Source organism: Paracoccus sp. BR5-17 (assembly GCF_055693925.1).
This window is the reverse complement of sequence record NZ_JBVFUV010000005.1, coordinates 101,287-125,407: the sequence shown is the minus strand read 5'-3', so window position 1 is coordinate 125,407 and position 24,121 is coordinate 101,287. Positions and strand designations below refer to the sequence as shown.

The window sequence follows — 24,121 nt, the reverse complement described above, 5'->3', positions numbered from 1 at the left end:
TTGTGGCAGCAGGGTGACAGGAAGGATATTTCTTTCCGCGACCGGCGCCTGTTCACGGTCGATCAAACGAAAAAGGTGCAAGGCAATGGATGACATGGGCTATCGTCGGCAAAAGGGGAGAGACGGGGTGATGACGATCCTGCTGCGTATGCTGATGGGACTGGCGCTGTGCCTGCCCCTTTCGTGGACGACCGGGGCCGCGGCCCAGGAATACCGCATCCAGTCCGGCGACCGCCTGTCGATCGAGGTGCTGGAGGATCCGTCGCTGAACCGGACCCTGGTGGTCCTGCCCAGCGGAACCATAGACTTCCCCTATGCGGGCAGCATCCGCGTCGCGGGCCAGTCGCCGACGACGGTGGGCAGCCAGATCAGCCAGGCGCTTGCCGGCGTCCTGGCCTCGCCCCCCACGGTCTTCGTCACCGCCACGCCCCTGATCGAACCCGTCCTGCCCACCGAGGAAGTCCAGGACGTGGTCAACATCTACATCATGGGCGAGGCGAGCGCGCCGGGCCCCAAGGCGGTCCTGCCCGGCACCACCTTCCTGCAGGCGCTGTCGCAGGCGGGCGGGCTGACGCCCTTCGCCGCCACCAAGCGGATCCAGCTGCGCCGCGCCTCGAGGCCGGGGCAGGTCATCACCGTGAACTATGCCGCGATCATGCGCGGGGCGGGCATCAACCTCGATCCGGTGCTGGCCGAAGGCGACGTCATCATCATTCCCGAACGCGGCCTGTTCGAGTGACGGGGATGCGGCGCCTGGGCAACGGGGCGGGTCTGGCGGGGCTTCTGGCCCTGCTGCCTCTGGGCCTGCAGGCCCAGCAGGCCGACCCCGCCGCGCCCGAGGCGCGGCTGACCCTGGGCCAGCAGATCGCGGTCGAGGACGGGGATCTGATCGGCATCACCCCGGTGGACGTGCTGCTGCGCACCGGCACCCGGGTGCAGACGCTGGAATTCTCGCTGTCAGCGCCCTTCCGGCTGAACGACCCCGAGGAGGACAGCAGCTTCGCCCTGGGCGATCCCCAGGCCCGCCTGCTGCTGCGGCGCGGCGCCCGCAACTCCGCCATCGAGGCGGAACTGCGCTATCGCGAGAACGACCTGGACGAGGAAATCCTGTTCGATGACCTCAGCAACGAATTCGTCACCCTCGACGACGGGCGGCTGGCGCAGACGGATGCGCGCCTGACCTATGTCTTCGGCCGCGAGGCCAGGCTGGGCGGAGAGTTCGGTCTGTCCTGGCTGAAGCGCGACTACAGCGGCACCACCGACCCGGACCTGGACGACAGCGAGACCCGCCGCGGCGACGTCACCTTCTATCTGGAACCCACGCCCCTGATCCGCGCCCGCATCCTGGCCCAGGTCAGCCGCACGGATGGCGACGTGACCGACAGCCGGGCCGACCGCTATGGCGCAGGCGCGTCGCTGCAGGTGGACAAGCTGACCAACCTGGATGTCGAACTGGCCCGCACCGATATCCGGCGCGAGGAGACCGACGGCTCGATAGAGGAAGCCGAAGGCCCCTCGGTCCGGCTGAACCTGACCCGCTCGCGCCCCTTGGGGGACTGGTCGCTGGCCTTCGCCTCGGAGCCGGGCACGGCGGGGCGGCGCGAGGATCTCACCCTGGGCCGCAGCCTGGATCTGCCCCGCTTCGATCTGTCGGGCCAGGTCGGCGTGACGCGGTTCCGGGACAACTACGACCCGATCTTCCAGATCGCCTATGTCCAGCAGATCACCCGGCTGTCCGAACTGCGCGCCTCGCTCAGCCGCAGCGCGGTCACCGACGACGACGGGGACGAGGCGCTGAACACCGACATCACCGCCAACTACAGCCGCCAGATCTCCGAGGTGTCCAGCATCGCCGCCGATATCCGCTATCGCGAAAGCGAGGTGCAGTCGGGCGACAGCGAGGATGCGCGGTCGGTGTCCTTCGGCCTGAACTACAGCCGCGCCCTGCCCAACGAGTTTTCCCTGGTCGCCGGCGCCAACGTGATCCGCAGCCAGGACAGCGACGACGAAAGCGACGACGAGGAACGCATCTATGTCGGCGTGAACCGCAGCTTCAGCTTCCTGCCCTGACCCGCCAGCCTAAGCGGCCCGGCTGCCGCCCGGTCCGGGGCCGGAAGGGAGGTCCCTGATCACATCCTGGCCGCCCTTCCCGCAGAACTGACACGCGTCAGGCGACGATCGTCCTGATCAACAGGCTTGATGAATGACTAGCGCCTAAAGATATCTTTCAGATGACTGGTTGGCCGGAGGACAAGCCTGTCAAAGTTCTTAAACACGGGCGAACGCGCAGGCGTTTTACCATTGAACATCAAGCGCAGAACAGCCACACGGTCTACAAGAAGAACATGAATGAGAATCCCCCTGTTATTGCAACTAAAGTGTATGCGATGAAATTTAATTGACTGACATCGCCAAGTTTTTTATCAAATGCCCAAGCCAATATATACAGCAGTAGCGGATGAACAAGATAAACTGTATAAATTGAAGATGAAAGAACCCGGCTTACCCGGTTGCTGCTCGAGAAAAATCTCCAGAAGATCCAGTTAGCTGTGATGACAAGGATCACAGAAATGAAATATTTTGCCAAGCTGCCCGCAGGGCCCCAACCAGGACCACGGTATAGGTAGATAAATAGGCCTGCAATAATTCCCATCAACAAAAGAGCCAAATTCGGCGTCTGCATCGCTTTTCGCAGAGCTAGACAATGATAACTTACTGCTCCAGCAAGATAAAAAGGAAGGTGCGAGAAAATTGGTGTAGCTAGCCGAGGCAATGGATAGTTCCTACTGAAGATAGCGTAGATGAACATATAGACAACATAAACCACTGCAAATCCAATAGCCAATTTTTTAGCAGATATTGAATCGAGCAAAGAGGCATAATACCGGATAATATTTATGACTAATGCCAACAAGAATACATAAATAATGAGGACCAGCAGAAACCACAGATGTAGTTCTGGCCCGTCCCATCGACTATCAAGAACAGACTGCAGTGCTTGGTTGAAGGTATAGCTGCCGTAAGGAACGTTTTCAAGGAAACCGTATCTTAAATATATAATCGCAGGGTTTATTAGAATAAAAGTCGACAATAATGGCAGAGCCAGACCGGCAGTTCTATTTTCAAGAAATTCCCTGGCGCCATACCGTGCCAGAAGCATTGCTCCAAAGTATCCAGATACGAAAAAAAATGTTTCCATCCTGAAAATGGGTGACAATGCTGCTGCTTTCTCGATCCAGCCAAACTCGCCCATGGCTGCCGCGTGGTAGTAGACCCCAAAAATCATGCAAAATACCCGCAGATTATCAAGATGATGAAGGCGCACTGCGTCGGGTTGAATATTTGCTGTCATCACATGCTCTAAAAGCTACAGGTCACGCCACACTATAGCCTGCATTACCTTGGACGGGCTAGGCTTTGCACCTGTTGATGCTGCATGACTTGGTTCGGCCACCTCAGAGAAAAAGAGCGGGCGATCTTACGACAGTCCCTGCCGCGTCCCGGCGGCCGTCAGCCGAGCACGCGCACCAGCCCCAGGGTGATGACCGGGAAGGCGACCAGCACGGCGATGCGGATCATGTCGCTGATCAGGAAGGGCAGGACGCCCCGGAAGCTTTCCATCATCGGCACGTCGCGGGCCATGCCGTTGATGATGAAGACGTTCATCCCCACCGGCGGGGTGATCAGGCCGACCTCGACCACGACGACGGCCAGGATGCCGAACCAGATCAGCGTCTCCTCGCGCGGCATCCCGAAATCCAGCCCGCCGATGATCGGGTAGAAGATCGGGATGGTCAGCAGCAGCATCGACATCGAGATCCATGACGCAGCCCAGCACCAGATACAGGGCCAGCATCGCCAGAAGGATCATCATGGGCGACAGGCCCGGATCGCGGATCGCGGTGGCCAGCATCATCGGCGTCTGGGTCTGCGCCAGGAAGGCGTTGAAGATCTCGGCCCCCAGAAGGATCAGGAAGATCATGCCCGTCGTTCCGGCCGTGCCGCGCAGGCAGTCGGCGATGCCGCGCAGGCGCATCCCGCCATGCAGGACGGCCAGCACGCCCGTGCCGAAGGCGCCGACGGCGGCGGCCTCGGTGGGGGTGAACCAGCCGCGATACATGCCGACGATCACCAGGGCGAAGATCAGCATCAGCGACCACGTCTCGCGCAGGGCGGCCAGCCGTTCCGGCCAGCCGGCGCGGGGACCGGCGGGACCGTCCTGGGGGTTGCGGCGCACGAAGACCGCGACCGCCAGCATATAGCCCGCCGCCGCCAGGACCCCCGGCACCATCGCCGCCACGAACATCCTGGCGATGCTCATCTCGGCCATCAGCGCATAGAGGACCAGGATGACCGAGGGCGGGATCAGGATCCCCAGCGTGCCCCCCGCCGCCAGCGATCCGGTGGCAAGCGCGCCGCTGTAGTTGTAGCGGCGCATTTCCGGCAGGGCGACCTGGCTCATGGTGGCGGCGGTGGCCAGCGACGACCCGCAGATCGCCCCGAAGGCCGCGCAGCCGCCGATCGAGGCCATCGCCAGGCCGCCCCGGCGATGGCCCAGGAAGGCCGCCGCCGTGCGATACAGCGCGCGGCTCATCCCCGCCTTGGTCGCGAATTCGCCCATCAGCACGAACAGCGGGATGACCGACAGCGAATAGGTCGAGAACTGGTAGTAGGTCGAGGTCTTGAGGAAGGCCAGCAGCGGCGCCGTGCCCGTCCACATCGCATAGCCCCCCAGCCCCACGGCCAGCATCGCCACCCCGATGGGGATGCGCAGCGCCATCAGCGCCAGCAGCACCGCGAAAGAGGTCAGCCCGGCGCCGATCCCCGTCATGTCCGGGCCTGCCGCAGATGGCCGATCATGGTGGCCGCGCAGGTCGCGACCAGCAGCGCCATGGCCGGCATGATGACGGGAAAGGCCCACCACAGCGGGATGCCCAGCACCATGGTCTGTTCGCCGTACTGGCGCATCTCGGCGCCGCCGTGCAACAGCCGCCAAGCCAGAAGCGCGGCGATCAGCAGATACAGCAGGTCGCCCAGGGCCTCGAGCAGGTGATTGCCGCGCGGGCTGGCCTTGCTGGTGAAGAAATCGACCAGCACGTTGCCGCCGCTGACCTGGCACCAGGGCAGGAAGCAGAAGATCGCCACGGCGCTGCCCAGTTCGACCAGTTCGAAATCGCCGGGGACCGGCGCCCCCAGGACCGACCGCCTGACGACGCTGGCGACCGTCATCAGCATCATCGCCAGGACCACCAGCCCGCCGATGGCGGCGAAGACACGGCAGAGGGCGGCCAGCCAGCCGGGCACGGGGACCGGAAGGGCCCGTTCCGAAGGCTCTGCCGCGCCGGCCATGTCGTCGCCCCCGCCCGGCGTCACGGCGCGCGCGCCCTGTCCAGCATCGCGCGCGCGTCATCCAGCATCGCCTGCCCGTCATGGCCCGCCTCGGTCATGGACCTGACCCAGGCATCGATCACCGGCTGGCTGGCGTCGCGCCATTCGGCCAGGTCTTCCTCGGGGATGACGGTGATGGTGTTGCCGGCATCGACGGCCTTCTGGCGCTCGGCCGCTTCGGCCTCGTCGAAGGCCTTGCCGGCAAGCGCCGCCAGGGCCGCGCCCGAATTGTCGTCGATGACCTTTTTCAGGTCGTCGGGCAGGCCGTCATAGACCGCCTGGTTCATCACCAGGGCCATCACCGCCGAGGACAGGCCGCCGTTCTCGGTGCCGAATTCGGTGTGGTTGCGGGTGACGTCGTCGATCCGCAGGCTGCCGAACACCTCCCAGGGGATCACGGCGCCGTCGATCACGCCGGTGGTCAGCGCCTGGGGCACCTCGGGGACGGGCATGCCCACGGCGGTCGCGCCCAGGGCGTTCAGCCCGTCGGTCATGGTGCGGGACGGCGCGCGGACCTTCAGCCCGGCCAGATCGGCCAGCGAGGCCACGGCCTTGTCCTTGGTGTGCAGCTTGTAGGCCGAGGGCGCGTGGATCAGCAGCGGATGCACGCCCGCCAGCTCCTCGGCCATGTATTTCGCCTGGTATTCCTGCAGCGCGGCGGTGGTTTCCGTGGCGCTGCCCGACAGGAAGGGCAGCTCGAACACCTCGGACACCGGGAAGCGGCCGGGGGTATAGCCAAACAGCGTCCAGGCCACGTCCACCACCCCGTCGCGGGCCTGGTCGAACAGCTGCGGCGGCCTGCCGCCCAGCTGCATCGAGGGATAGATCTGCACGTCGATCCGCCCGCCGGACTGTTCCTCGATCATCCTTTCCCAGGGCTCCAGCACGCCGGTCTGGATCGGCGCGTCCGCCGACAGGAAGTGGTGGACGCGCAGCGTCACCTCTTGCGCCGTCGCGGCGGTGCCCAGGCAAAGCGCGGCCAGGGTGGCCAGCAGGGCCGTTCGTGTCATCTGGTCTTCCTCCCCCTTGGTGATTGCTCAAGACTGGCCGGTATGGCGGCCGGGCGCAAGGATGGCGGCCCAGTCGTGCCCGGGCTGCAGGCCCGTCAGCGCCGCAGCCAGGGTGTCGGCGTCGCCGCTGGCCAGCCGGCGCAGCGCCTCGGCGACGATCCGCAGGGCCTCGGGGCGCGGCATGTGGCGCGCCAGGTAGAAGCCCGCGGCCTCGGCCAGCATGGCGCCGCGGTCGGTCTCGAAGGTGCGGGCGATGCGGCCCGGATGGGCCCGCAGGCTGCGCGCCAGATCCAGGGCCAGGCGCAGGCCGGCGCCGGTGCGCACGACCATCGCGGGCAACGTCTGCCATTCCACGCCCAGGGCCGTGCCGTCGCGTTCCTGGGCGTGGATCATCGCCCCGTGCATCATCCCCGCGCCGCCCGCATTCAGGCGGGCGATGCTGACCAGGGCCTCGGCCGCCACCGGGTTCGACTTCTGCGGCATGGTCGAGGATCCGCCGCCGCTGCCGGCGCTGATCTCGCCGATCTCGGACTGGCCCAGCAGGATCAGGTCGGCGCCGATCTTGCCCAGGCTGCCGGTGACCAGCGACAGCCAGCCCGCCAGTTCCGCCACCGTGTCGCGCGCCGCGTGCCAGGGCACCCGCGCGCAGCCCAGGCCCAGGGCGCGCGCCACCTCTGCGCGCAGGGCGTCGGCCTCTGCGCCGAAGGCCGCCCCGGTCCCCGCCGCGCCGTGCAGCGAGACGGTCAGCAGGCGGGGCCGCAGTTCCCCCAGCCGGGCAAGATGCCGCGCCAGGGGGGCGCGCCAGACCGCGATCTTGGCGGCCAGCGTTGTCGGCGCGGCGATCTGGAAGCGGGTCCGGGCGGCGATGGGCTGGGCGCCGCAGGCCCCGGCCCGGTCCGCCAGTTCGCGGTCGAGCGCGGCCAGGCGATCCTCGATCGCCGCCAGGGCGTCGCGCAGCTGCAGGATCAGCGCGCTGTCCTGGATGTCCTGGGACGTGGCGCCGTAATGGGCAAGGGCGCCGTCGTCGCCGCAGGCCGCCTTCAGCGCGGCGACATAGGCCTGGGCGGGAATGCCCGCCGCCGCCGCCGCGGCGGTCAGCGTGGCGGGGTCGGGGGCGAAGCCTTCCGCGACCGCCGCGATCCGGGCTGCGGCCTCGGCGGGGATCATGCCCAGCCGCCCCTGCGCGCGCGCCAGGGCCGCCTCGACCCGGCCCATCGCGGCGATCTGGGCGGGCGCGTCCATGACGGCCTGCAGGGCGGGGTCGCCGAACAGCCCGTCGGTCAGCATCAGCCTGCCGTCCGCAGGCCCAGCATGGCGCGGGCCTGCTGCCAGGTGGCGACGGGGCGGGCGTATCGGGCGCAGAGATCGACCACCCGCCGCACGAGCGCCGCGTTCGAGGGCGCCAGCCGCTCGCGGTCCAGCCGCACGTTGTCCTCGAGCCCGGTGCGGGCATGGCCGCCCGCGGCCACAGACCAGTCGTTGACCGTCAGCTGCTGCGCGCCGATGCCCGCCGCGCACCAGGGCGCGTCGTCCCCGAACAGCCGCCTGACGGTGCGGATGTAGAAGTCGAAGACCTCGCGGTCCACGGGCATGGCGTTCTTCACCCCCATCACGAACTGCACGTAGGGGCGGTCCCTGATCTGGCCGGCCTGCCACATCTGGTGGGCCTTGAAGATGTGCGACAGGTCGAAGGCCTCGATCTCGGGCTTCACGTCATGGGCCAGCATCTCGGCGGCCAGCCAGTCCACCAGGTCGGGCGGGTTCTCGTAGACGCGGGTCGGGAAGTTGTTCGAGCCGACCGACAGCGAGGCCATGTCCGGCCGCAGCGGCAGCATCCCGCCGCGCGCCCGCCCGGCCCCCGACCGCCCGCCGGTCGAAAGCTGCACGATCATGCCGGGGCAGTGCCGCTCCAGCCCCTCCTTGAGGCGCGCGAAGCGCTCGGGGTCCGAGGTCGGCCGTCCCTCGTCGTCGCGCACGTGGCAATGCGCGATCGTGGCGCCGGCCTCGAAGGCCTCGTGGGTGGATTCGATCTGCTCGGCCACGGTGATGGGCACCGCCGGGTTGTTCTCCTTGGTCGGAAGCGAGCCGGTGATCGCGACGCAGATGATGCAGGGATCGGTCATGGAAGGGTCCGCGGTTGGGGGGTCAGATGTCGAAGAAGACGGTTTCGGCGTCCCCCTGCAGGCGGATCTCGAAGCGATAGACCGGCAGGCCGTCCCGGTCGTCCCCCCGCCTGGCGATCAGCGTGGCGCGGCGGCTTTCCCATTCGATCAGGTTCAGGACCGGATCGGCGGCGTTGGCCTCGGGCTCGTCGGGGAAATACATCCGGGTGTTCAGCCCGACATTGATGCCGCGCGCCACCAGCCACAGGTTCAGGTGCGGCGCCATCCGGGCCGCGGCCTCGTCCGAACGGCCCATCCAGTCGGGATGGGTGCCGATCACCCGCGAGGCCACGCCCGAGGCCGTCGGATGGCGCGCGGCCACGGCGCCGGGCTTGACGGTTTCGAAGGACCATTCGCCGGTGTCGAAATCGGTGATGACCCGGCCCCAGCCGCGAAATCCCTCTTCGACCGGCGCGCCGCCGGGGGTGGGGTAGATGCCGTCGGCATTGGCCTGCCAGACCTCCAGCAGCACGTCCCTGACGGGGCTGCCCATGCCGTCGATCACCAGCCCCTCGACCCGGATCCGCTGCCCCCTGGCGTTCGGCCCGGCGATGTCGCGGCCCAGTTCCTCGCGGTAGATGTCGAAGCCTGCGGCGCCGGGCGCCAGGCCGATATGGACATAGGGCCCTGCCGTCTGCGAGGCGGTCTCGCGCAGATAGTCCAGCTTCTGGCGCATGTCAGTTCCCCTCGAGCCGGTTTTCGAACAGGGTCGATCGGCGGCCCCGCAGAACGATGTCGAACCTGTAGGCGATGCAGTCCAGCGGCACGCTGGCATTCATGTCAAGCCGCGCGATCAGCTGCTGGATGGCGTCGGGATCGGGAATGGTGTGGACGATGGGGCATTGCGCGATCAGCGGGTCGCCCTCGAAGTAAAGCTGGGTGATCAGCCGCTGGCAGAAGGCCGTCCCGAAGACCGAGACGTGGATATGGGCGGGCCGCCAGTTGTTGACCCAGTTGCGCCAGGGATAGGCGCCGGGCTTGACGGTGCGGAAGAAGTAATAGCCGTCCGCGTCCGACAGCGTGCGCCCGCAGCCGCCGAAATTGGGGTCGATCGGCGCCAGGTAGCTGTCCTTCTTGTGGCGGTATCGCCCGCCCGCATTGGCCTGCCAGATCTCGACCAGGGTGTTGGGCACGGGGCGGGCGTTCTCGTCCAGGACGCGGCCGTGGACGATGATCCGTTCGCCGATCGGATCGCCGGTCCTGGCATGGTTCTTGATCAGGTCGTTGTCGATCGGGTCGATGTCGCCATGCCCGAAGGTCGGGCCGGTGATCTCGCTTGCGGTGTTTTCCAGCGAGATCATCGACAGCCGCGGGCTTCGCGCCACCGAGGTCTTGTAGTCGGGCGTCAGCGCGGGCGGATGCAGGCGGCGGTCGCGTTGATAGAACTCGGCGGGCGTCATGGCTGGCCTTTCGCGGGGGTGGCGTCCTGGGCATCCATCTCGGCATAGGTCTGCCGGGCCAGCTTCAGCGCGTGGTTGGCGCAGGGCACGCCGGCATAGATGGCGACATGCTGGAAGGCCTCGGCCACGTCGCGGCGCGATGCGCCGGTGCGGGCGGTGGCGCGGATATGCATGGGGATTTCCTCGAAATTGCCGGTCGCGGCCAGCAGCGCCAGCGTCAGCATCGAGCGTTCGCGCCGGCTGATGGCGTCGCTGGCCCAGACCGTGCCCCAGGCGGACAGGGTGATCAGATCCTGGAACGGCCCGTCGAAGTCGGACTTCGCGGCTTCGGCGCGGTCCACATGGGCATCGCCCAGGACCTGCCGCCTGACGGTCATTCCCCTGTCGTGCAGGTCAGACATGGCCAATCTCCTGAAGGAAGCGGGTGATGATGGCGGCGTGGCGCCCGGGCGTCTCGACGCAGGGGATATGGCCCGCCTCCTCGATCAGGTCGAAGCGCGCGCCGGGGATCAGGTCCGCCGTGGCGCGAACGACGTCGGGGGGCGTGGCCCCGTCCAGCCCGCCCGCGATCAGCTGCACGGGAAGGTCCAGGGCCGGCGCCGCGTCGCGCAGGTCGGCCGCCGCGATGGCCTCGCAGCAGGCGGCATAGCCCTCTAGGGGCTGGCGCTCCAGCATCCGCTGCCAGGGCCCGGCGCGGCCGCTGTCGCGGAACCCGGCCGAGAACCAGCGTTCCATCGTCGCGGCCCCGATCGCCGCCAGGCCCCCGGCGCGGATCGCGGCGATCCGGTCGCGCCACATCGCCGCCTCGCCGATCCGGGCCGCGCTGTTCGAGACGACCAGCCCCGCCAGCAGGCCCGGATGGCGCGCGGCCAGCGACTGCCCGATCAGCCCGCCGATCGACAGGCCCACGAAGACCGCGCGCGGCAGGCCCCGCTGGCGCATCAGCGCGGCGGCGTCGTCGGCAAGCTGCTCGATGGCATAGGGGCCGGGCGTCTCCTCGGAGAGGCCGTGGCCGCGCTTGTCGTAGCGCAGGATGCGCAGCCCCGCGGGCAGGTGCGGCAAAAGCGCGTCCCAGACCCGCAGATCGGTCCCCAGCGAATTGCAGAACACCACCGCCGGGCCGTCCGGCGGCCCCTGGTCGGCGAAATGCAGATCGACCCCGTTCACGCGCATGCTGTCCATCAATACGGCAATCCCACATAGTTTTCGGCAAAGGCCTGCTGCTGGGCCCGGTTGTCGCGAAGGAAGGCGATGTCGGCCTGCTGCATCTTGAGGTCGAAGGGCGACATGTCCGGGTAGCGGTGCAACAGCCCGCTGAACCACCAGCTGAAGCGTTCGGCCTTCCAGACCCGCAGAAGGGCGCGTTCCGAATAGGCGTCAAGCCCCGACCCGTCCCCGTCGCGATAGAACCGCGCCAGCCCGTCGTGCAGGTAATGGACATCGCTGGCCGCCAGGTTCAGGCCCTTGGCGCCGGTGGGCGGCACGATATGGGCGGCGTCGCCGCACAGGAACAGCCGGCCCCACCGCATCGGCTCGGTCACGAAGGACCGCAGCGGGGCGATGGATTTCTCGATGCTGGGGCCGGTGACCAGCCGCTCCGCCGTCTCGGGCGGCAGGCGGCGCTTCAGTTCGGCCCAGAAGGCGGCGTCGCTCCAGTCCGAGGGGTGGTCCGACAGCGCGCACTGGATGTAGTAGCGCGACAGGTTGTCGTTGCGCATCGAGCAGAGCGCGAAGCCCCGTTCGGAGGTGGCATAGATCAGCTCGTCATGGACCGGCGGCGTGCGCGACAGCACGCCCAGCCAGCCGAAGGGATAGGTCTTCTCGTATTCGCGCCGGGCCGCCAGGGGGATGGTCTGGCGGCTGATGCCGTGGAAGCCGTCGCAGCCCGCCACGAAGTCGCAGTCGATGCGGTGGGCGGCGCCGTCCCGGCTGAAGGTGACGTGCGGGCTGTCGGTATCGGCGCCGTGGATCGCCACGTCATCGGCCCTGAACTCGGTCGGCAGGCCCGCGGCCTCGCGCGCGTCGTAAAGATCGCGCGTCAGTTCGGTCTGGCCATAGACCACCACCGCGGTTCCCGTCAGCCCGCTGAAGTCCAGATGGAACATCCGGCCCTCGACGGCGATCCAGGTGCCGTGATGGACATGGCCCTCGGCATGAAGCCGGCCGGCCACGCCCGCCTGCTCGGCCAGCCGCACCAGCCCCGCCTCGAGCACGCCGGCCCGGATCCGGCCCAGCACGTAGTCGCGGGTCTTGCGTTCCACCACCACGGCGTCGATGCCCTGGCGGTGCAACAGCTGCCCCAGCAGCAGGCCGGCCGGTCCGCCGCCGATGATGGCAACCTGTGTGCGCATGACCCCCAGCCCCGGCAACGAACCCCGCCCGCGGGACCATGATCGCATGTGCAAACCGCAAGGTAAAATGAGATAACGGCCGGGATAGTTACCAGAACGGGCAAGCGATGGACCGCCGCATCAAGATCCGCCACCTGCAGGCCTTCACCGAGATCCTGCGCCAGCAGAGCCTGAAGCGCGCCGCCGCGCGGCTGTCGCTGACCCAGCCCGCCATGTCCCGCACGCTGGCCGAACTCGAGACGATCCTGGGCGCGCAGCTGGTGATCCGCGACCGGGGCGGCGCGGCGCCGACCCCGCAGGGCGCCTTCTTCCTGGCCCATGCCCAGGCCAGCCTGTCGGCGCTTGAACAGGGGCTGTCGGGGCTGCGGGACGGCGGCCGGGGGGTGCTGGCGCTGAGGGTGGGGGCGCTGCCCTCGGTCGCGGCCCGGCTGATGCCGCAGATCGCGGCCGAGATGGCGCGGCTGGCGCCCGACCTGCAGCTGACGGTGGCCGACGGGCCGCACGGGGCGCTGACGGAACAGCTGCGCGACGGCAGGCTGGATCTGGTGATCGGGCGGCTGGGGGATCCGGCGACGATGCGCGGCCTCAGCTTCACGCAGCTCTATCTCGAGGAGGTGGCGGCGGTGGTGCGGCCCGGCCATCCGATCCTGTCCGATCCCGACCTGCGGCGGATCGGCGACTGGACGGTGCTCTATCCCGCCCCCGGCGCGGCGATCCGGCCCATCGTCGAACGGCTGCTGATCGCCGAGGGCATCCCCCTGCCGCCGCGCCGGATCGAGACGGTCTCGGACGCCTTCGGCCGGGCCTTCACCGCGCAAAGCGAGGCGGTCTGGCTGATCTCGGCCGGGGTGGTGGCGGGCGAGGTCGCGGCCGGGCGGCTGGTGCGCCTGCCCGTGGCCACCCGCCTGACCGAGGGGCCGGTGGGCCTGATGGCCCGGAACGAGGCAGAGCCCGCGGGCCATTCCGGCACCGCGCGGCAGCTGTTCAGGACCGCGGTGGACCGGGCGGTCGCGGTGCTGGGCCTGGACGACGGCGCGGCGGCGGCGGCCGGCGCCCCCTGAGCGGGCCGGGGGGCATCCCAAGCGCGGGCCCCTCAGCGCAGCATGGCGCCGCCATCCACCTGGATCAGGTTTCCCGTCATCCAGGCCGCCTGGTCCGAGGCCATGTAGCGGATCAGTTCGGCCACATCCTCGGGTTCGCCGACCCGGCCCAGCGGGAACTCGCGGCCGCGGGCCGCCAGCAGGGCCTCGTAGTCGGTGTCGGTCATGCCGGCGCGAAGCCAGATCTCGCTGCGCACCAGGGCCGGGGCGATCACGTGCACGCGGATGCCGCGCTCGGCCACCTCGCTGGCCAGGGCGGTCGAGAAGCGCTCCACCGCGCCCTTGGTCGCGGCATAGAGGGCCGAGCCCGGCCGCGGCCGCGCCGCAAGCGTGCTGGACAGGTTCACCACCGTGCCCCCCGCGGCCATCAGCGGCAGAAGCGCGCGCAGCGCGCGGATCGTCCCGAAGGTGTTGACCTCGAAGATCCGCTGCATCTGTTCCTCGGTCGATTCCAGGAACGGCGCGCGGGGCAGGGCCATGCCGGCGCTGTTGACGACCGCGCCCAGGGGCGCCCCGTGGCGCGCCACCCGTTCGGCCAGGGCCTGGACCGAGGCCGGATCCGCCACGTCGCAGGCCACCGTCTCGACGCCCTCGGGCATCGCGGCCGCGTCCGGGGGCTGGCGCGAACAGGCCATCACGCGCCAGCCGTCGCGCGCCAGGGCCGCCGCCGTGGCAAGGCCGATCCCGGCGGTCCCGCCGGTCACCACCGCCAGCCTGGAAGCCGCCGCCGTCATTCCGCGGCCTCGTTCAGGAAGGCGACGCCGCCCGCCAGCGACAGCGCGGTGGTCATCGCCGCGATCATCGAGATCGGGTTGCGCGACGCCCTTGCCGGCGATGTCGAAGGCGGTGCCGTGGGGCACGGAAAGCTGCACATAGGGCAGGCCCAGATAGACGGTGCAGGCCCCCGCGAAGGCCGCGGTCTTCAGCGCGATCTGCCCCTGGTCGTGATACATCGAGACGACCGCGTCGTAGCGCCCCTCGATGCACTGGCGGAAGACCGCATCCGGCGAGACAGGCCCGGCGATGTCCAGCCCCTCGTCGCGCAGGGCGGCGACGGCGGGGGCGATGATGTCGCGGTCCTCCTCGAACATGCCGTGGGGGTTCAGCGCGGCGACGGCCAGGCGCGGGCGCGCCATGCCCCAGCGGACCAGATGCTCGCGCGTCAGGCGCGCCACATGGGCGATGCGCTCGGCCGTGACCGAGGCCGCGACCGCGCGCAGGGGCAGATGCTCCGCGATCGGGACCACCCGCAGCGGGCCGCTCATGCGGAACATGAAGGTGCCCTGGGGCTGCAGATCGTCAAGCTCCTGCAGCACGCCGGCCATGCGCATGGATCCGGTGTCCACGGGCGCCATGATCCAGCCGTCCAGCCGCCCGTCGCGGGAAAGCCGTTCGGCCAGGTCGATCCAGGCCTTCGCCGCCCGGCCCGATTCCGCCGCCGACCGGCCGATCTCGAAGGCGGCGCCGGGCTCGGCCCCGGGGTCGATCACCGCGATCCCCCGGACCGAGGCCGCCTCGTCGGGCGAGGAGACCGGCACCACCGGCAGATCGACCCCGGTCAGGCGGGCGGCGCGGCGCAGCACCTCGGCCGATCCGATCAGCACGATCCGGCCGTGCGCCTGCGGCCGCCCCGAAGCCAGGGCGCGGACGCAGACCTCGGGGCCGATCCCGGCGGGATCGCCGATCATCACGCCGATGCAGGGGTTCGCTGGCATGTGCTTCTCCTTCTGGGGTCACTCGGCGCGGAAGAAGTCCGACACCATCGCGTTGAACTGATCGCGCTTCTCGATCTGGGTCCAATGTCCGCAATTGCCGAAGACATGCAGATCCGAATTGCGCAGAAGCTGGTGATAGCGGAGGCTGGTCTCCAGCGGCACCACCTTGTCGTCGCGCCCGTGGATCAGCAGGGCGCGGTTGGTCAGCGCCGCGACCCTGTCCTCGGGGGTGGCAAGCGCGGCGATGTGGCGCTGCCGGGGGGCCGGGAACATGGCGGCGAAGCTTTCGTGGAAGCCCGGGCGGATGCTGGCCTCGTAGCGCGATCGCACCAGGTCGTCGGTGATGAGGCTGGCGTTGAAGGCGAAGTATTCGGTCATCATCCGGCGCATGTTCTCGACCGAGGGCTCGTGGCCCCAGACGGCGTCCAGGCCCTCGGTCAGCTCGAACTCCAGACCCGCGGCCCCCATCAGCACCAGGCGGTCCACCCGCTGGGGCGCGCGGGCGGCCAGGCCGATCGTCAGCGCGCCGCCGAAGGAGTTGCCCACGAAATGCGCCTTCTCGACGCCGACCGCGTCCAGAAACGCCTCGAGATGGTCCAGCCAGGCATCCAGGGTATAGGCCTGGCCCGGCTTGCGTTCGGTATAGCCGAAGCCCGCGGCGTCGGGGGCAAGCACCCGGAAATGCCGGGCCAGGACGGGAATGGTAAAGCGCCAGTTGGCATAGCCCGTCACGCCCGGTCCCGAACCGTGCAGAAGGACCACGGGAAAGCCGCTGCCCTCTTCCAGATAGTTGGTCTTCAGCCCGGCGGCCTCGACGCTCTTGCCGATTTCGGGGTCGGTCGTGGTGGATGTCATGGTCATTGCTCCTTATTGGGTTGTCTCTGCGACGTGATCGCGCTTCCGAAGAAGATCGAGCGCGACGTCCACGATCATGTCCTCCTGCCCGCCGATCATCTTGCGCCGTCCCAGTTCCTCGAGAATGTCGCGGGCGCGCACGCCGTATTGCTGCGCGGCGGTTTCGGCGTGGCGCAGGAAGCTGGAATAGACCCCGGCGAAGCCCAGCGTCAGGGTCTCGCGGTCGACGCGAACCGGGCGGTCCTGGATCGGGCGCACCAGATCCTCGGCCGCGTCCAGCAGCGCATAGAGATCGGCCCTGACCGGATGGCCGTCCAGCGAGGCCACCGCGACCAGCACCTCGATCGGGGCGTTGCCGGCGCCCGCCCCCTGCCCGGCCAGCGATCCGTCCACGCGCACCGCGCCTTCCTCGATCGCGGCGATGGAATTGGCCACGCCCAGCGACAGGTTGTGATGGGCGTGCACGCCCACCTGGGTCTCCGGGCGCAGCGCGTCGCGCAGGGCGCGCACGCGGGCGCGCATCCCGCGTTCGGTCAGCGCGCCGCCGGGATCGGTCACATAGATGCAATGCGCGCCATAGCCCTCCATCAGCCTGGCCTGCGCGGCCAGGGCCTCGGGCAGGGTCATGTGCGCCATCATCAGGAAGCCCGCGACGTCCATCCCCATCTCTCGCGCCGCGGAGATGTGCTGGGCGGCGACATCGGCCTCGGTGCAGTGGGTGGCGATGCGCACCGACCTGACCCCGGCCTCGTGGGCGGCGCGCAGGTCGTGAAGCGTGCCGATGCCCGGCAGCAGCAGCGTCGTCAGCCGCGCGTTCCGCACCACCTCGGCGACGGCGGCGATCCATTCCAGGTCGCTGTGCCTTCCGAAGCCATAGGTGAAGCTGGCCCCCGTCAGCCCGTCGCCATGCGCCACCTCGATGGCGTCGATGCCGGCCGCATCGAGCGCCGCGGCGATCGAGCGGACCTGATCCAGCGTGTAGCTGTGGCGCAGCGCGTGCATCCCGTCGCGCAGCGTCACATCCTGCAGATAGAGTGGCTTGCGGTCCATGTCAGGCGTGCTCCTTGATCCTGGCGGCGATCTCCTCGGCGGCGCGCAGCGCGGCCGAGGTCATGATGTCCAGATTGCCGGCGTAGTTCGGCAGATAATGTCCCGCGCCCTCCACCTCGAGGAAGACCGAGACCTGCAGGGGCGCGGCCAGGCCCGTCACGCCCATCCGCTCCAGCGTGTCGGCGGGGACGGCGCTGAACTGCACCTCCTGCTTCAGGCGGTAGCCGGGGACATAGCGCCTGACGGTCTCGGCCATGCGATGCACCGCGTCCCGGATCGCCTCGCGGTCGTCGCTGTCGGCCAGGCAGATCACCGTGTCGCGCATGATCATCGGGGGCTCGGCGGGGTTGAGGATGATGATCGCCTTGCCCCGCGCGGCGCCGCCCACCGCCTCGATGGCGCGGGCGGTGGTCTCGGTGAACTCGTCGATGTTGGCGCGCGTCCCCGGCCCCGCCGAGCGCGACGAGATCGAGGCGACGATCTCGGCATAGGGGACGGGCGCCACCGAGGCGACCGCCGCGACCATCGGGATGGTTGCCTGGCCGCCGCAGGTCACCATGTTGATGTTGGTGGCGCCCAGATGGTCCTGCAGGTTGACCGGCGGGATCACGTAGGGGCCGATCGCGGCGGGCGTCAGGTCGATCACCCGCTTGCCGTCGGCCTGCAGCAGCGCGTCGTGGCGGGCATGGGCGCCCGCCGAGGTCGCGTCGAAGACGATCTCGATCTCGTCATAGCCCGGCATCGCCCTGAGGCCCTCGATGCCCGCCGCGGTGGTCGGCACGCCCAGGCGGGCCGCGCGCTTCAGCCCCTCGGATTCGGGGTCGATCCCGACCATGGCGCCCATCTCGAGCGTCTTCGAGAGGCGCATCACCTTGATCATCAGGTCGGTGCCGATATTGCCGCTGCCGATGATCGCAACCTTGTGTCTCATGTCAGACCTCCAAAGCGAATGCGGCCTTGCCAAGGCCGGAAATGACGACTTCGACGGCCGTCCCGGGCGCGGGGGCCGCCATGGGGCCAAGCGCCCCGGACAGGATCACCTCGCCGGCGCGCAGCGGCGCGCCGAGGCCGTGCATCCGCCCGGCCAGCCAGGCCACCGCGTTCACCGGATTTCCCAGGCAGGCGCGCCCGGTCCCGGCCGAGACCTGCTGCCCGTCGAAGGTCATCTGCATGGCGCAGTCGGCGAAGTCGAAGCCAAGCGGCGCGCGGGCCGGGCTGCCCAGCACGAACATCCCCGACGAGGCGTTGTCGGCCACCGTGTCGATCAGCGAGATGTCCCAGTTCGCGATCCGGCTGCCGACGATCTCGATGGCGGGCATGATGAAGGCGGTGGCGCGCAGGATCTCGGCCGCGGTGGGCGCGGGCATGTCCAGGTCCTCGCCCAGGACGAAGGCGATCTCGCCCTCGGCCTTGGCCTGCAGGACGGCACCCGCGGCCAGGACGCCGCCATCGGGCACGACCATGTCCGACAGCAGCACCCCGAAGTCGGGTTCGTTCACGCCCAGCTGCTTCTGCACCGCCGGCGAGGTCAGCCCGATCTTGCGCCCGACCGGGCGCACCGACCGGTTCAGGCGGCGGGCGATGTTGATTTCCTGGACGCGATAGGCCGCATCGACCCCGTGCGCGGCCAGGGCCTCGCGCAGGGGCGCGCAGGGCCGGCCGCTTTCCTGCGCCTTCCACAGCGCGGCGGCGGCGGCCAGGATCGCGTCCTCGGGCGAAGAAAGATCTGCTGTATCGAAACTCATCGGTGTCGTCTTCCTGATCAGGTGTCGTTCAGGTCGGCAAAGACCTCGTCCGCCTCGATGCGGACCGGATAGACCCGCAGCGGGATCGTGCAGGGGGCCGAGGTCACCTTGCCGTCGCGGATGTCGAACGCCCCCAGATGCAGGCCGCATTCGATCTGGAAGCCATCCAGGATGCCCCCTTCGGTCAGCGACGCCTGCCCGTGGGTGCAGGTGTCGTCGGTCACGAAGACCGCATCGCCGACCCGCCATGCCGCCAGGGGCCGCGCCCGTCGCGGTCGATGCGCAGCCCGTCGTCTTCGGAGATGTCCGAGATGGAGCAGAGTCTTGTCCAGGTCACGGCGTGAAGGTCCCTTTCAGCAGCTGGAAACGTCGTCGGAAAGATCGGGGCGCCGCGACAGCACCGCCGCGGCCGCGGGGCCGAGCGCCCGGCGCACGAAGCCCGCGGGGTCGGTCTGCATGACCGCGAAGGGATAGTCCGATCCCATCACCAGCCGCCCCGTCCCCTGGCGCGCCGCCAGGAAGCGCAGCACCTCGGGGTCATAGACGATGCTGTCCAGGTGGAAGCGGCGCGACAGGTCGGCCGCATCGCCGCCGCATCCGGCCAGATGGGGCGGCGCCACGACGGCCTGCACCTGCGCCAGCCGCGCCGACAGGATCGCCAGCCCGCCGCCGCCATGGGCCAGCATGACCTTCAGCCCGGGAAACCGCGCCATCACCCCGCCGGTCAGCAGGGCCAGGGCGGCCAGCGTCGATTCCAGGGGAAACAGCGACACCGCGGCGTCGCCGCCCGCCCCGACGCGGTCAAGCCCGGCGGGGTGCAGGGCGTGGACCATCACCACCATGCCCTCGGCCTCGGCCGCCGCATAGACCGGGTCGAACCGGCGGTCGCCCAGCGGCAGGCCGTTCACGTGGCTGCCGATCTCGATCCCGGCGAAACCGGCCGCCGCCAGATCGCGGACCATCCCGGCGGCCAGCCGCGGCGCCTGCATCGGGACCGCGCCATAGGCGGCGAAGCGGTCCGGCCGCGCCGCCGTCATCTCGGCCAGCGAGGCGTTCAGATGCGCGCAGAAGGCCTGGGCCGGATCCTCGGCGAACCAGTAGGACAGCAGTTCCGGCATCGGCGACAGCACCTGCCTGTCCACCCCGTCCCGGTCCATGTCCGACAGCCGCGCCCCGCATCCCAGGACCGCGCGTCGATGCGCCGGAACACGCGCCCGGCGATCACCACCTCGGCCTCGCTGTCCGAGAGGCGGCGCATCGCGGGCCACAGCGGCTCCTCGCCCCTGGGAGGGGGAAGTCCGCGGGAACCGTGTGGGTGTGGAAATCCGTCACCGCCGGGCCGGTCATCGCGTCCTCCTCACCGCAGCAGCCGGAGGGGATCGCCCCCCGGATCGGCCAGGGCCGCGGGGTCGATCTGCAGGCCGCGCCCGATGGCGCGCCGCGCCAGCGTCGCAAGCTTGGGGTTGTCCAGGGCGGTGCAGCCGACCAGCCGCCCGTCGCGCAGGTAGAAGGCCGCGAACCGCCCGTCCGCCGACGGGCGCACGATCTCGGTCCCGGCGCAGACGCCCTCGGACTGCAGCCGCTGGCCAAGCTGGTCGGACCAGAACCCCGGCACCAGGTCGTCGCCCGCCGGGCCCGACCCCAGGATCGAGGCGGCGACGCGGCGGGCCTGCATCTCGGCGTTGCGCCAGCTTTCCTGCCGCTCGGGCCGGTCGGACCAGGGAACCACGGCCCGGGCGACGTCGCCCGCGGCCCAGATGCCGGGATGCGAGGCGCGCCCCTCGGCATCGACCAGGATCCCGTCCTCGCAGGCCACCCCCGCGGCCTCGGCCAGGGCGGTGTCGGGGACCACGCCGATGGCCGCCACGACCGCGTCGGCGGCGATCACGCTGCCGTCGTCCAGCGTCAGCGCGAAGCCCCCCGAGGCGTCGGGCCGGGGGTCGATCCGCCGCAGGGTGCGGCCCAGGTGCAGTTCGGTTCCCGCCGCCCGGTGCCGGGCCTCGATGAAGGCCGAGGCGGCCGGGCCGACCTGTCGCGCCATCAGCCGGTCGGCGGCCTCGATCAGGACCGGCCGGACCCCGCGGGCAAGCGCGCTCGACGCCAGTTCCAGGCCGATCACGCCGCCGCCGATGACGGCCAGGGTGGTCCCGGGCCGCAGCCGCTCGCGCAGGGCCAGGGCCTCGTCCATGCGGCGCAGGACCGGCAGCGGCCCGGCCGCGCCCTCGGGGACCAGGTGGCGCGGCCGGGCGCCGGTCGCCAGCACCAGGTCGTCGAAGTCCAGGCTGCGCCCGTCCTGCAGGTCCAGCCGCCGTGCCGCCACGTCAAGCCCCGTCGCCCGCGTCCCGGCGATCAGGGCGACGCCCGACTGCTCCAGATGCGCGGCAGGCGCCAGCAGGGTCGCCTCGGGCTCGGCCTCGCCGGTCAGCAGGCCCTTGGACAGGGCCGGACGCTCGTAGGGGGGATGGGCTTCCTCGGCCACCAGGGTGATGCGCCCCGGAAAACCCGCCTCGCGCAGCGACAGGGCGACGCGCCCGCCCGCCTGCCCGCCGCCGACGATGACCACGTGCCTGTCAGACATTCAGCCATCCCCTTGCCATCATGCTGATGCCCAGCAGGATCAGCAGCCAGTTCAGAAGATGCCGGAACCGCACCTCGTCGAGCCGCCGCACGAAGCGGCCGGCCACCATCATGCCCAGCATCGCCGGCACCACCGCCAGGGCCGAGACCAGCATCACCGTGGGCGGGATGCCCCCCACGAACAGCAGCCCGCCCACATAGGGCACGGCCGCCAGGAAATAGACCACCGAGATCGAGGTCAGGAACTCGGACCGCTCCAGCCCCAGGCTGGACATGTAGACGATGATCGGGATCCCGAACAGCGAACTGACCCCGCCGATCGCGCCGGCCAGAAACCCCACCCCGACGCCGATCGGCCGTTCCAGCCGGGCCGGGATGGTCCAGCCGCGCGCCGTCATCAGCACGATCACCGACAGCGTCAGGATGGCGCCGGCGATGATCAGCAGCACGTCGTTGTCGATCCGCTTCAGCAGGCTTGTGGCCACGATCAGCGTCAGCGCCATCACCAGCTGCATCGGCCAGAACCGCCGCACCACCTGCCGCAGGCGCCCGTTCACCACCGCCTGCCAGCCGTTCGTCACCAGGATCGGCGCCATGGTCAGGGCCACGGCCACCGGCACGCTGACGCCGAAGGACAGGATCGGCAGGGCCACCAGGGGCAGCCCGATCCCCGACAGGCCCTTGACGATGCCCCCGGCAAGGAAGGCGGCGGCGATCAGGAACAGGATCTGGGGGTCGATCACGACGAGCGCCGCTTTGCCGAAAGGGGCGCGGTCTCCAGCACCTGCTGCCCCGCGCCGAAGAAGGTGCTGGACAGCAGAAGGATCACGCCCGCGGCGGCGGCGCTCCAGGCCAGCCAGGGCATCGCGGCGCTGAACAGGGCGACCACCCCGAAGCCCAGCAGAAGGACCCGCAGCCAGCCGGAAAGCACCGTCCTGAAGAAGCCGACCACCGCCGGGGCCATGAAGGCCAGGGCCGCCGTGACGATCACCACGTCGCCCAGGATGGTGGCGGTGTCGCCCTGCATCAGCAGCCCCGGCCGCAGCACGAAGGTGAAGGGCAGCAGGAATACCAGGACGCCGAACCGCGCCGCCCAGATCGAGGTTCGCATCGGCTCGGCCGCGGCGATGGCTGCGGCCACATAGGCCGCGATCGCGACCGGCGGCGTCAGGTGCGAGGCCACCGAGAACCACACCAGGAACAGATGCGCCTCAAGCATGCCGAAGCCGGCCCCCGTCATGCCCGGCGCCAGCAGGATCGCGGCCAGGGCATAGACCGCCGGCACCGGCATCCCCATGCCGAAGATGACGGTCACGCCCGCGGCCAGCAGCAGGATCAGCGCCTTGTTGCCGTCGGCGAACTCGAACATCACGAAGGACACCTTCGAGCCCAGGCCGGTGACGTTCAGGACCTGTTCGACCAGGCCCGCGCCCGCCACCGCGGCGATCAGCGGCGCCATCATCGCGGTGGCCTCGACCAGCAGATCGACCATCCGGCGCGGACCGATCCTGTTCTCGCGCAGCCGGCTGAACCAGCTCAGCCCGATGACCAGGGCGATCGCCACCACGGCGCTGAACTGCGCCGACTCGCCGGCCTCGATCAGATAGACCAGGGCGGCGATGGGGATCAGGAACATCCACCCCTCGCGCAGCACCCGGGGGATGCGCGGGATCTCGCCCTCGAAGGCGCCCAGGTCGTAGCGGATCGAATAGAAATGCACCTGCGTCATCACCCCCACGTAATAGAGCGCCGCCAGCACGATCGAGCTCGAGATGATGTCGCCATAGGAGATGCCGGTGAACTCGACCATCATGAAGACCACCGCGCCCATGATCGGCGGCATGAAGCTGCCGCCGACCGAGGCCACGGTCTCGATGGCCGCGGCCGTGTGGGCCGGATAGCCCAGCCGCTTCATCATCGGGATGGTGATCGAGCCGGTGGTGACGACATCCGAGGTCGGGCTGCCGGAGATCATCCCGAACAGCCCGCTCGAGACGACGGCAACCTTGGCGACGCCGCCGCTCAGCCGCCCGGTCAGCGCCGCGGCGAGGTCGAAGAAGAACCTTCCGCCGCCGCTGGCCTCGAGGATCTTGCCGAAGACCACGAACAGATAGACATAGAGCGCCGCCGCCGCCACCGGGGTCCCGAACAGCCCCCCGTTCACGCTGATCACCGACTGCTCGATGATCTCCGCGGCCGAGAAGGGACGGTGATAGAGGAAGCCGTCGAAGACATGGCCGAAGGCCAGATAGGCCATCAGCAGCAGCACGATCAGCGTCATCCCCGGCCCGACCCGGCGCTTCATGATGACCAGGACGACGAACATCAGCACCGCGCCGGAAACGAGATCGGCCACCCCGAAGCGGCTGAGGCCGAGGATCCAGGTCGAGAAGCGGACGCTCTGGGTCAGCAGATAGGTCCCCGCCACCGCGACCGCCACCGCCATCGCGTATTCGAACCAGCCGACCCGCGTCGAGATCCGGCCGCGGCCCCGAGGTCAGCGTGGCGATGATCAGCATCGGGATCATGAACACGAGGCCGATCTGGATCGGCGTCAGGACCCCCCAGAGCGCCAGCCAGACCTGGAACGCGGCCAGCGGCAGGGCAAGGACCACCGCGACCAGGCGGGTAGTGGGGGTGAAGGGCACCCCCGCGCCTGCCGAGAGCAGGCCAGCAAGGAAATTACGCAAGGTCTTCTCCCTCTACAGGTCGATCTGCGGACCGGACGGAAACGAAGGCGGGTGGTGCGGGCGCCAGGCGCGGCGCCC

Annotated in this window: 23 protein-coding genes and 1 pseudogene; 3 read left to right on the top strand and 21 right to left on the bottom strand. The window is 69.5% G+C overall.

The window, feature by feature from the left end; all coding sequences use genetic code 11:
- Positions 1–130: 130 nt before the first annotated feature.
- Both ACZ1HC_RS16710 and ACZ1HC_RS16705 read left to right on the top strand, forming a co-directional pair.
- The gene (locus ACZ1HC_RS16710) at positions 131–739 is read left to right on the top strand and encodes a polysaccharide biosynthesis/export family protein (protein ID WP_472701100.1); all 609 of its coding nucleotides are present in this window, start codon (positions 131–133) and stop codon (positions 737–739) included.
- A gap of 5 nt (positions 740–744) precedes the next feature.
- Positions 745–2,070 carry a hypothetical protein gene (locus ACZ1HC_RS16705; RefSeq protein ID WP_472701099.1) on the top strand — a complete coding sequence of 442 codons (1,326 nt, stop codon included), beginning with the start codon at positions 745–747 and terminating at the stop codon, positions 2,068–2,070.
- Between the two features lie 262 nt (positions 2,071–2,332).
- Here the strand turns inward: ACZ1HC_RS16705 and ACZ1HC_RS16700 are convergent, their stop codons facing one another.
- The 11 genes and pseudogenes from ACZ1HC_RS16700 to pobA form a co-directional block, all read right to left on the bottom strand.
- The gene (locus ACZ1HC_RS16700) at positions 2,333–3,352 is read right to left on the bottom strand and encodes an acyltransferase family protein (RefSeq protein WP_472701098.1); all 1,020 of its coding nucleotides are present in this window, start codon (positions 3,350–3,352) and stop codon (positions 2,333–2,335) included.
- Positions 3,353–3,510: 158 nt separating this feature from the next.
- Positions 3,511–4,831 (bottom strand): annotated as a pseudogene (locus ACZ1HC_RS16695) (TRAP transporter large permease).
- Positions 4,828–5,373, bottom strand: a complete 546-nt coding sequence (locus tag ACZ1HC_RS16690; RefSeq protein ID WP_472701097.1) for a TRAP transporter small permease — start codon at positions 5,371–5,373, stop codon at positions 4,828–4,830. Before ACZ1HC_RS16690 ends, ACZ1HC_RS16695 begins: the two are co-directional and overlap by 4 nt.
- The gene (locus tag ACZ1HC_RS16685; protein WP_472701096.1) at positions 5,370–6,398 is read right to left on the bottom strand and encodes a TRAP transporter substrate-binding protein; all 1,029 of its coding nucleotides are present in this window, start codon (positions 6,396–6,398) and stop codon (positions 5,370–5,372) included. The genes ACZ1HC_RS16690 and ACZ1HC_RS16685 overlap by 4 nt, the downstream gene beginning before the upstream one ends.
- Positions 6,399–6,425: 27 nt before the next feature.
- Positions 6,426–7,685: a lyase family protein gene (locus tag ACZ1HC_RS16680; RefSeq protein WP_472701095.1), complete on the bottom strand. Its 1,260-nt coding sequence runs from the start codon at positions 7,683–7,685 to the stop codon at positions 6,426–6,428.
- Complete coding sequence (locus ACZ1HC_RS16675; RefSeq protein WP_472701094.1) at positions 7,685–8,521, bottom strand: 3-oxoadipate:acetyl-CoA acetyltransferase; 837 nt, start codon at positions 8,519–8,521, stop codon at positions 7,685–7,687. The genes ACZ1HC_RS16680 and ACZ1HC_RS16675 overlap by 1 nt, the downstream gene beginning before the upstream one ends.
- Positions 8,522–8,543: 22 nt before the next feature.
- Positions 8,544–9,236 carry a protocatechuate 3,4-dioxygenase subunit alpha gene (locus ACZ1HC_RS16670; RefSeq protein ID WP_472701093.1) on the bottom strand — a complete coding sequence of 231 codons (693 nt, stop codon included), beginning with the start codon at positions 9,234–9,236 and terminating at the stop codon, positions 8,544–8,546.
- A 1-nt stretch (position 9,237) separates the two neighbouring features.
- On the bottom strand, positions 9,238–9,960 hold the full coding sequence (pcaH, locus tag ACZ1HC_RS16665) for a protocatechuate 3,4-dioxygenase subunit beta (RefSeq protein WP_472701092.1): 723 nt from the start codon (positions 9,958–9,960) through the stop codon (positions 9,238–9,240).
- Positions 9,957–10,361 carry a 4-carboxymuconolactone decarboxylase gene (gene pcaC / locus ACZ1HC_RS16660; protein ID WP_472701091.1) on the bottom strand — a complete coding sequence of 135 codons (405 nt, stop codon included), beginning with the start codon at positions 10,359–10,361 and terminating at the stop codon, positions 9,957–9,959. Before pcaC ends, pcaH begins: the two co-directional genes overlap by 4 nt.
- Entirely contained in the window at positions 10,354–11,142 is a 789-nt protein-coding gene (gene pcaD / locus ACZ1HC_RS16655) for a 3-oxoadipate enol-lactonase (protein ID WP_472701090.1), read from the bottom strand. Before pcaD ends, pcaC begins: the two co-directional genes overlap by 8 nt.
- On the bottom strand, positions 11,142–12,311 hold the full coding sequence (gene pobA / locus ACZ1HC_RS16650; protein WP_472701089.1) for a 4-hydroxybenzoate 3-monooxygenase: 1,170 nt from the start codon (positions 12,309–12,311) through the stop codon (positions 11,142–11,144). Before pobA ends, pcaD begins: the two co-directional genes overlap by 1 nt.
- A gap of 107 nt (positions 12,312–12,418) precedes the next feature.
- On the opposite strand from pobA, the gene pcaQ reads away from it, so the two are divergent.
- The gene (gene pcaQ, locus ACZ1HC_RS16645) at positions 12,419–13,372 is read left to right on the top strand and encodes a pca operon transcription factor PcaQ (protein ID WP_472701088.1); all 954 of its coding nucleotides are present in this window, start codon (positions 12,419–12,421) and stop codon (positions 13,370–13,372) included.
- 32 nt (positions 13,373–13,404) lie between these two features.
- On the opposite strand, the gene ACZ1HC_RS16640 is transcribed toward pcaQ, so the two are convergent.
- The 10 genes from ACZ1HC_RS16640 to ACZ1HC_RS16595 form a co-directional block, all read right to left on the bottom strand.
- Positions 13,405–15,126 (bottom strand): SDR family oxidoreductase, encoded by a 1,722-nt coding sequence (locus ACZ1HC_RS16640; protein ID WP_472701087.1) that lies wholly within the window; start codon positions 15,124–15,126, stop codon positions 13,405–13,407.
- 18 nt (positions 15,127–15,144) lie between these two features.
- Positions 15,145–15,981, bottom strand: coding sequence for an alpha/beta fold hydrolase (locus tag ACZ1HC_RS16635; RefSeq protein WP_472701086.1), 837 nt, complete (start codon positions 15,979–15,981; stop codon positions 15,145–15,147).
- 12 nt (positions 15,982–15,993) lie between these two features.
- On the bottom strand, positions 15,994–17,031 hold the full coding sequence (gene dmpG, locus ACZ1HC_RS16630; RefSeq protein WP_472701085.1) for a 4-hydroxy-2-oxovalerate aldolase: 1,038 nt from the start codon (positions 17,029–17,031) through the stop codon (positions 15,994–15,996).
- A 1-nt stretch (position 17,032) separates the two neighbouring features.
- Complete coding sequence (locus tag ACZ1HC_RS16625; RefSeq protein ID WP_472701084.1) at positions 17,033–17,962, bottom strand: acetaldehyde dehydrogenase (acetylating); 930 nt, start codon at positions 17,960–17,962, stop codon at positions 17,033–17,035.
- Position 17,963: 1 nt separating this feature from the next.
- Positions 17,964–18,776: a 2-keto-4-pentenoate hydratase gene (locus ACZ1HC_RS16620; protein WP_472701083.1), complete on the bottom strand. Its 813-nt coding sequence runs from the start codon at positions 18,774–18,776 to the stop codon at positions 17,964–17,966.
- A 17-nt stretch (positions 18,777–18,793) separates the two neighbouring features.
- Entirely contained in the window at positions 18,794–19,000 is a 207-nt protein-coding gene (locus tag ACZ1HC_RS16615; RefSeq protein ID WP_472701082.1) for a Rieske 2Fe-2S domain-containing protein, read from the bottom strand.
- 129 nt (positions 19,001–19,129) lie between these two features.
- A complete protein-coding gene (locus ACZ1HC_RS16610; protein ID WP_472701081.1) occupies positions 19,130–20,044 on the bottom strand; it encodes an amidohydrolase family protein in 915 nt (304 codons plus the stop codon).
- An 89-nt stretch (positions 20,045–20,133) separates the two neighbouring features.
- Entirely contained in the window at positions 20,134–21,354 is a 1,221-nt protein-coding gene (locus ACZ1HC_RS16605; RefSeq protein WP_472701080.1) for an NAD(P)/FAD-dependent oxidoreductase, read from the bottom strand.
- Positions 21,347–22,096 (bottom strand): sulfite exporter TauE/SafE family protein, encoded by a 750-nt coding sequence (locus ACZ1HC_RS16600; RefSeq protein WP_472701079.1) that lies wholly within the window; start codon positions 22,094–22,096, stop codon positions 21,347–21,349. Before ACZ1HC_RS16600 ends, ACZ1HC_RS16605 begins: the two co-directional genes overlap by 8 nt.
- Positions 22,093–23,832, bottom strand: coding sequence for a TRAP transporter permease (locus ACZ1HC_RS16595; protein ID WP_472701116.1), 1,740 nt, complete (start codon positions 23,830–23,832; stop codon positions 22,093–22,095). The genes ACZ1HC_RS16600 and ACZ1HC_RS16595 overlap by 4 nt, the downstream gene beginning before the upstream one ends.
- Positions 23,833–24,121 lie beyond the last annotated feature (289 nt).

What these genes read in the sequence shown, in the direction of transcription:
- ACZ1HC_RS16620 (WP_472701083.1), bottom strand. Translation starts at nt 18,776, where the DNA reads ATGAGTTTCGATACAGCAGATCTTTCTTCGCCCGAGGACGCGATCCTG.
- pcaH (WP_472701092.1), bottom strand. Translation starts at nt 9,960, where the DNA reads ATGACGCCCGCCGAGTTCTATCAACGCGACCGCCGCCTGCATCCGCCC.
- ACZ1HC_RS16685 (WP_472701096.1), bottom strand. Translation starts at nt 6,398, where the DNA reads ATGACACGAACGGCCCTGCTGGCCACCCTGGCCGCGCTTTGCCTGGGC.
- ACZ1HC_RS16675 (WP_472701094.1), bottom strand. Translation starts at nt 8,521, where the DNA reads ATGACCGATCCCTGCATCATCTGCGTCGCGATCACCGGCTCGCTTCCG.
- pcaC (WP_472701091.1), bottom strand. Translation starts at nt 10,361, where the DNA reads ATGTCTGACCTGCACGACAGGGGAATGACCGTCAGGCGGCAGGTCCTG.
- ACZ1HC_RS16640 (WP_472701087.1), bottom strand. Translation starts at nt 15,126, where the DNA reads ATGCCAGCGAACCCCTGCATCGGCGTGATGATCGGCGATCCCGCCGGG.
- pcaD (WP_472701090.1), bottom strand. Translation starts at nt 11,142, where the DNA reads ATGGACAGCATGCGCGTGAACGGGGTCGATCTGCATTTCGCCGACCAG.
- ACZ1HC_RS16705 (WP_472701099.1), top strand. Translation starts at nt 745, where the DNA reads ATGCGGCGCCTGGGCAACGGGGCGGGTCTGGCGGGGCTTCTGGCCCTG.
- ACZ1HC_RS16710 (WP_472701100.1), top strand. Translation starts at nt 131, where the DNA reads ATGACGATCCTGCTGCGTATGCTGATGGGACTGGCGCTGTGCCTGCCC.
- pobA (WP_472701089.1), bottom strand. Translation starts at nt 12,311, where the DNA reads ATGCGCACACAGGTTGCCATCATCGGCGGCGGACCGGCCGGCCTGCTG.
- pcaQ (WP_472701088.1), top strand. Translation starts at nt 12,419, where the DNA reads ATGGACCGCCGCATCAAGATCCGCCACCTGCAGGCCTTCACCGAGATC.
- dmpG (WP_472701085.1), bottom strand. Translation starts at nt 17,031, where the DNA reads ATGGACCGCAAGCCACTCTATCTGCAGGATGTGACGCTGCGCGACGGG.
- ACZ1HC_RS16625 (WP_472701084.1), bottom strand. Translation starts at nt 17,962, where the DNA reads ATGAGACACAAGGTTGCGATCATCGGCAGCGGCAATATCGGCACCGAC.
- ACZ1HC_RS16700 (WP_472701098.1), bottom strand. Translation starts at nt 3,352, where the DNA reads ATGACAGCAAATATTCAACCCGACGCAGTGCGCCTTCATCATCTTGAT.
- ACZ1HC_RS16670 (WP_472701093.1), bottom strand. Translation starts at nt 9,236, where the DNA reads ATGCGCCAGAAGCTGGACTATCTGCGCGAGACCGCCTCGCAGACGGCA.
- ACZ1HC_RS16635 (WP_472701086.1), bottom strand. Translation starts at nt 15,981, where the DNA reads ATGACATCCACCACGACCGACCCCGAAATCGGCAAGAGCGTCGAGGCC.
- ACZ1HC_RS16680 (WP_472701095.1), bottom strand. Translation starts at nt 7,685, where the DNA reads ATGCTGACCGACGGGCTGTTCGGCGACCCCGCCCTGCAGGCCGTCATG.
- ACZ1HC_RS16605 (WP_472701080.1), bottom strand. Translation starts at nt 21,354, where the DNA reads ATGTCTGACAGGCACGTGGTCATCGTCGGCGGCGGGCAGGCGGGCGGG.